Raw genomic sequence first — 4,704 nt, 5'->3', positions numbered from 1 at the left:
GGACCGAACCGCTCTCCAGCACCTCGCCCTCCAGCACCGTCGGCCCGCCGGCCGCCGCCGGGGGCTCTTCGACCGTCCCCGGCCCCGGGGCGTCGGCGGCCGGGGGTTCCGGCGTCGGCGCGTCCGAGGGTGCGGGCCGGGTGCTGGCCGTCCAGCCCTTGCCGTCCCACCAGCGCTGCGGTCTCGGGTCGCTGCTGGTGTCCTTGGGGTCCGGGTACCACCCGGCGGGAATCTGCTCACTCACACCAGAGAATCTAAAGGCACCCGGATAAACGCGAAATCAGCACAACCGCGAATTCCCGTGCTTCCGGATGAAATTACGGTGAGAAGCACCCCGGGCGGCCCATCGGAGCGGCCTACAGCGGCGTGACGTACGCCCCGGCGATGCCGCCGTCGACCAGGAACTCGCTCGCGGTGATGAACGACGAGTCGTCACTGGCCAGGAACGCCACCGCCGCGGCGATCTCCTCCGGGCGGGCGAACCGGCCCAGCGGGATGTGCACCAGGCGCCGCGCGGCCCGCTCCGGGTCCTTGGCGAACAGTTCCCGCAGCAGCGGGGTGTCCACCGGCCCCGGCGACAGCGCGTTCACCCGGATCCCTTCCCGCGCGAACTGCACGCCCAGCTCGCGGGACATCGACAGCACCCCGCCCTTCGAGGCGGTGTACGAGATCTGCGAGGTCGCCGCACCCATCCGGGCCACGAAGCTCGCCGTGTTGATGATCGAGCCGCGCCCGTGCCGGCGCATGTACGGCAGCGCCGCCTTGCAGCACAGGTAGACGGAGGTCAGGTTGACCTCCTGGACCCTTCGCCACGCGTCCAGGCCGGTGGTCAGGATCGAGTCGTCCTCGGGCGGCGAGATGCCCGCGTTGTTGAAGGCCACGTCCACGCTGCCGTACGTCTCGTAGGCCTCGTCGAACAGCGCCTCGACCATGTACGGGTCGGTGACGTCGGTGTGCACGAACAGGCCGCCGACCTCCTTCGCCGCCGCCTTGCCGGTCTCCTCGTCGAGGTCCGCGCACACCACCTTCGCGCCCTCGGCGGCCAGCCGGCGCGCCGCGGCCAGGCCGATGCCGCTGCCCGCGCCGGTGATCACGGCGGTGCGGCCGACCAGGCGGCGGCAGACGGCGTCCTCGGGTACGGATCCCTTCGCGGTCATCGGCCTCACATCCGTTCGAAGGAGCGGTAGCGCTCCCAGTCGGTCACGGCGCCGTCGTACGCGGACTGCTCGACCCGGGCCATGTTCAGGTAGTGCTCCACCACGTCGTCCCCGAAGGCCGCCCGGGCGAGTTCGCTGCTGCTCCACAGGTCGGCGGCCTCGCGCAGCGAGCCGGGCACCCGGGCGTACTCCTCGACGGCGTACGCGTTGCCCAGGCACGGCGCGGGCAGTTCGAGCTTCTGCTGGACGCCGTGCAGGCCGGCCGCGATCATCCCGGCCACCGCGAGGTACGGGTTGACGTCCCCGCCGGGCACCCGGTTCTCCATCCGCAGGCCGGGCCCGTGGCCCACCACGCGGTACGCACAGGTGCGGTTGTCCCGGCCCCAGGCGACCGCCGTCGGCGCGAACGAGCCCGGGCGGTAACGCTTGTAGGAGTTGATGTTCGGCGCGTACAGCAGGCTGAACTCGCGCAACGCGACGAGCTGCCCGGCCAGGAAGTGCCGCATCGTGTCGGTCATCCGGCCGTCCCGGTCGGCGAACGCGGGCGCGCCGACGGCGTCGCGCAGCGACAGGTGGATGTGGCAGCTGTTGCCCTCGCGCTCGTCGTACTTGGCCATGAAGGTGAGCGCGCAGCCCTGCTGGGCGGCGATCTCCTTGGCGCCCGTCTTGTAGACGCTGTGCTGGTCGCACGTGGTGAGCGCGTCGGCGTAGCGGAAGGCGATCTCGTGCTGGCCGAGGTTGCACTCACCCTTCGCGGACTCGACGGTCAGGCCCGCGCCCGCCATCTCGTTGCGGATGCGCGACAGCAGCGGCTCCACACGGGCCGTGCCCAGCATCGAGTAGTCGACGTTGTACAGGTTCGCCGGGGTCAGGCCGCGGTAACCGCCCAGCCAGGCCTGCTCGTAGGTGTCCCGGAAGACCAGGAACTCCAGCTCCGTGCCGATGTCGGCGGCCAGCCCGTGCTCGGCCAGGCGCGCGATCTGGCGGCGCAGCAGCCGGCGCGGCGCCGCGTCCACCGGGTGGCCGCCGTGCCGGGTGAGGTCGGCGGTGACCTGGGCGGTGCCGGGCTGCCACGGGGTGAGCCGCAGCGTGGCGAGGTCGGGGCGCATCGCGAAGTCGCCGTAGCCCGTCGCCCAGGACGAGAACGCGTAGCCGTCCACGGTGTTGAGGTCGACGTCCACGGCGAGCAGGTAGTCGCAGGCCTCGGCGCCGTTCTCGACGACCTCGTCGAGGAAGAACCGGGCGGCGAACCGCTTGCCCTGCAGGCGGCCCTGCATGTCGGTGAAGGCGAGCGCGACGGTGTGCACCTCGCCGGCGTCCACCAGGGTGCGCAGTTCGTCCAGCGTGAGCGGGGCCCGCGGCGGCCCGCCTGCGGCGGCGTTCTCGGACATGGCGACGGAACCCTTCTCCTCGATCACTCTTCGAGATCAGGCGGTCACAGCGAACCGTACGGCCTGCGGCTCGCGGGGCGGAAGAGGGCGGGCGGGTGTGGCGCGCCGAGATGCGTGATTGACGTGGGAAAGGACGTGGCGGGTGGAGAATGCGCGCCATGGATCGCAGGCCTTTCATCGGCGTCAGCACCTACGTGGTGGACGCGAGTTGGAGCGACTGGCGGGCCCGCCGGGTGGCACTCGTGCCCGAGCGGTACACCGCCTACGTCCAGGACTCCGGCGGCATCGCCGTCCTCCTCCCGCCGGACGCCCCGGAACGCGCGCCGGACGTCCTCGCGCGGCTCGACGCCCTCGTCATCGCGGGCGGTCCGGACCTCGACCCGGCGTACTACGGCGCGGCGGCGCACCCGCGCACCGAGGTCGACTCGCCGGAACGGGACGTGTGGGAGGTCGCGCTGCTGCGCGGCGCGCTGGCGGCGGGCATGCCGCTGCTCGGCATCTGCCGGGGCATGCAGGTCCTCAACGTCGTCTGCGGGGGCACGCTCGTGCAGCACCTGCCGGACGTCGTCGACGTGGACATGCACGGCGGCACGCCCGGCAAGTACGGGACGCACCTGGTGCGGCCGGTACCGGGGACGCTGCTCGGCGGGCTGCTGCCGGAGAGCGAGTTGGAGGTGCCGACCTTCCACCACCAGGCGGTGGACCGGGTCGGGGGCGGCCTGCGGGTCTCGGCGCACGCGCCGGACGGGACGGTCGAGGCGGTGGAGGGGCCGGGGTTCACGCTGGGGGTGCAGTGGCACCCGGAGCAGGGCGACGACCTGCGCGTGATGCGGGCCCTCGTACGGGCGGCCACGGCGGCGCAGTTGGACGCGGTGGTGCTGGCGTAGCGCCAACTCGGTTGCCAGGCAGGTGCTTTGTGCCGTTCCCCGCGCCCCGGCTGCGGGACGCGGGGAACGTGTCGGTCAGTTGGGCGCGGGGACGGGGGTCCGGACCTGCACCGCCGCCTCCAGGATGGTGGGCAGCATGCGGGCGGCGTGGGCGGCGTAGCCGGCCGGGGACGGGTGGACGCCGTCGGGGCCCAGGAGCGTGTCGGCCCGCTCGCGGAACTCGGGGCCCGCCGTGGGGGCCAGGTGGGCGCCGGTGCGGACGGCGGTGCGGGTGTGGAGGCGGGCGAGGCGGCGGGACCGGTAGTGGCCGATCCAGCGGGCGAGGCGCCGGAAGCCGGGCCCGTAGCCGGGGTTGGGGCACGGCACGACGACGAGTTGCCAGCCCGCGTCCCGCAGCGCCCGCGCGAGATGGGCGAAGCGGCGGGCGGCGCGCCCGAGCGGCGCGGGCAGCAGCACGTCGTTCCCGCCGACGATCAGCACCGCGATCCCCGGCCGCAGCCGCGCCGACCGCGCCACCTGCCGGCCGACGGCGGCCGTGGTCGCGCCGGCCCGGGCGTGGACGCGCAGGAGGACCGGGCGGCCGACGCCCTCGGCGAGGCTCTGGGCGAGCGAGTCGCCGAGCACGAGCAGCGTGAGCGGCCGGTCGTCGTCGGGGCCGGTGGGCTCGGCGGGGCCGGCCGGGTCGGCGGGCTCGTACCGGCCGTCCGCGGCGGGAACGGACCAGTCGGTGGGCGGGCGGCGGAACACCAGGTGGGCGTAGAGCCGGGCGAGGGCGAGGGGGACGGACATCGGGGGCTCCGGGTTCGGGCGGCGGTGGGACGGCCGCGACGGCTCGGGTGGCGGTGGGCTCGACGGCTTGGGACGACCGCTGCGGGAAGCGGTGGGCTCGATGGCTCGGGGCGCCGCCGGGACGACCCGCGCCGGGCGGGCCGCTTCAGGCGGCGGTGAGCACGACGGCGGCGTTCTGCCCGCCGAAGCCGCTGGAGACGGACAGGGCGGTGGGGACGGTGAGCGGGCGCGGCACCTTGGTGACGACGTCGAGGTCGACGGCGTCGTCGAGCCGGTCGAGGTTGGCGGTGGGCGGCACAAGCCGGTGCTGGAGGGACAGGACGGCGATCGCCGCCTCGATCGCCCCGGCCGCGCCCATCGTGTGGCCGATGACGCTCTTGTTGGCGGTCACGGGCGGCGGCCGGTGGAACACCTGCTGCAGGGCGGCCGCCTCGGCCGGGTCGTTGAGCGGGGTGCCGGTCCCGTGCGCGTTGACGTGCC

The 4,704-nt window shown here is 74.1% G+C and carries 5 protein-coding genes and 1 pseudogene; 1 reads left to right on the top strand and 5 read right to left on the bottom strand.

The annotated features are described in order from the left end of the window. The 3 genes from AB0O00_RS30205 to AB0O00_RS30195 all read right to left on the bottom strand — a co-directional run. On the bottom strand, positions 1 to 244 hold a 244-nt coding region (locus AB0O00_RS30205), incomplete at its 3' end, for a DUF2510 domain-containing protein (protein WP_363657141.1). Between the two features lie 112 nt (positions 245 to 356). After that, on the bottom strand, positions 357 to 1,157 hold the full coding sequence (locus AB0O00_RS30200; protein ID WP_363657139.1) for a 3-oxoacyl-ACP reductase: 801 nt from the start codon (positions 1,155 to 1,157) through the stop codon (positions 357 to 359). 5 nt (positions 1,158 to 1,162) lie between these two features. After that, positions 1,163 to 2,548 carry a glutamine synthetase family protein gene (locus AB0O00_RS30195; RefSeq protein ID WP_363657137.1) on the bottom strand — a complete coding sequence of 462 codons (1,386 nt, stop codon included), beginning with the start codon at positions 2,546 to 2,548 and terminating at the stop codon, positions 1,163 to 1,165. A gap of 158 nt (positions 2,549 to 2,706) precedes the next feature. Here AB0O00_RS30195 and AB0O00_RS30190 point away from each other — a divergent pair, with 158 nt between their 5' ends. Continuing rightward, a complete protein-coding gene (locus AB0O00_RS30190; RefSeq protein ID WP_363657135.1) occupies positions 2,707 to 3,435 on the top strand; it encodes a gamma-glutamyl-gamma-aminobutyrate hydrolase family protein in 729 nt (242 codons plus the stop codon). Positions 3,436 to 3,510: 75 nt separating this feature from the next. Here AB0O00_RS30190 and AB0O00_RS30185 read toward each other — a convergent pair whose 3' ends face one another. Further along, on the bottom strand, positions 3,511 to 4,224 hold the full coding sequence (locus tag AB0O00_RS30185) for a GDSL-type esterase/lipase family protein (protein ID WP_363657133.1): 714 nt from the start codon (positions 4,222 to 4,224) through the stop codon (positions 3,511 to 3,513). A gap of 145 nt (positions 4,225 to 4,369) precedes the next feature. Continuing rightward, positions 4,370 to 4,704 (bottom strand): annotated as a pseudogene (locus AB0O00_RS30180) (3-oxoacyl-ACP synthase); the annotation flags it as partial.

It is taken from the genome of Kitasatospora sp. NPDC093558 (assembly GCF_040683475.1).
In the GTDB taxonomy this organism is placed as follows: Bacteria; Actinomycetota; Actinomycetes; order Streptomycetales; family Streptomycetaceae; genus Kitasatospora.
Note: the sequence above shows the minus strand (reverse complement) of the source record. Positions and strands in the feature narration are given on the sequence as shown.